This is a genomic window from Rothia sp. HMSC071C12, assembly GCF_001813895.1.
Lineage (GTDB): Bacteria > Actinomycetota > Actinomycetes > Actinomycetales > Micrococcaceae > Rothia > Rothia mucilaginosa.
The window spans coordinates 1-1,432 of record NZ_KV814372.1; the positions used below are offsets into that span (position 1 = coordinate 1).

At 47.1% G+C, this 1,432-nt stretch carries 1 protein-coding gene; it reads left to right on the top strand.

Features of this window, described 5'->3' with window-relative positions; translation table 11 throughout:
* Nucleotides 1-144: 144 nt before the first annotated feature.
* A partial coding sequence (locus HMPREF2942_RS09365; protein WP_168161078.1) for an ATP-binding cassette domain-containing protein occupies nucleotides 145-1,432 on the top strand: 1,288 nt, incomplete at its 3' end.

Consider the following 1,432-nt stretch of genomic DNA (forward strand, 5'->3'; position numbering starts at 1 on the left):
GTGGGTGTGTGGTGGAGCAAGGAACCTACCGGGAGCTGCTGAAGGCAGAGGGAAAGTTTATGGAAATTTTCAAAAATCAGATCTCTGAAGATTCTGCAGGGCGCAAAACTTCCGCTGAAAGGGACTATAAAGATGCGTAAGATTATGGCTAATACTGTTTGGTCCGTGGTTTATGCTTTCAAAAATCACCCCGTATGGACCGTTTCCTATCTAGTGTCTGTTGTGTGCCTATCACTATTCCCTGCTCTGCAGATGGAGGCTGTCACTAGACTTGTTGAGCATTTGGGCCAGAGCCAGGATGAAGTGCTCCCGCTAGCGCTGGGGGTTAGTTTTGTGCTGGCAGGATACATTGCCCTGGGACAAGCATCAGACTCTCTGCGTATGATTCTAAATTCTCGAATGTCAAGTACGGGTATTCAGAACGTATCTTCTCGTCTGGCGACTTGTTCCTCTCAGGAAATCGCAAGCGGTGATTATGCTCGCTCATCAAGGGCAGCTCATGAAGCTGTGACAGGGGGGAGCCTGGGGTCTCAAGTTTCCACTATGGGTGCTCTGATATTCATCATTTTTTCGACGGGAGCCCTTAGTTATTCCGTAGGAAAGATCAATGTATATGCTTCACTCTGCATGCTTGCAGGCATGATTCCTGTTGCCTTGATGTCACATCTCTATTCGAGTAAGAATGCTGAGGCAATGGAAAAAATATATTCATATAGCTACAACGCGTGGCATAGCACTAACCAGATTGCACAAATAACTACTGCTCGTGAGCTTGCAATTCTTAATGCTCGGTCGTTCTTTGCGCATCGTGCTAATCAAGAACGGAAAAAATCCGGTGAGGAGGAAATTGGCCTAGCTCGTTACATCCTCAGAATATATACAATTGTTGGTTTTATAAGCGCTGCACTGCTAGCTTTAGCCCTTATTTTTCTAGCGGCCTCGGTGCCGGCTCCCGGTGCTCTTGCTGGAGCTGTTATAGGTATTACCTCAGCTATAGTCTCGCTTGGCTCGATGGGAAGCGACCTTAGCTCGATGGCAGCGGGGTCAAACGCAATTGATATATATCGAAAGTTTATTTCTAGCGCACAGCCCGAGCAGAAAAATCCGGTTGCCGATACCTACCCCGAAATCTGCAGCGTTTCCATTAGGAATCTTGCTATCCAGTATCCAAAAGCTGATTCTTTAGCTCTTAAAAACATCAATCTCACTTTTGGTCCCGGGCAGATGATTGGTATTGTCGGGCCCAGCGGATCGGGAAAGACAACCCTAGTAAATGCACTCATGGGTATGCTTAAGCCCTCCAAAGGAGACATCCTCATTGGAGATAAGCCGGTACAGGACATATCACCTGATGATTTGTTGGCAAATGTGGGTTTGGTGAGTCAAGACTACGGCCGCTATGAACTGACTGTGCGTGAAAATCTTCTTCTGG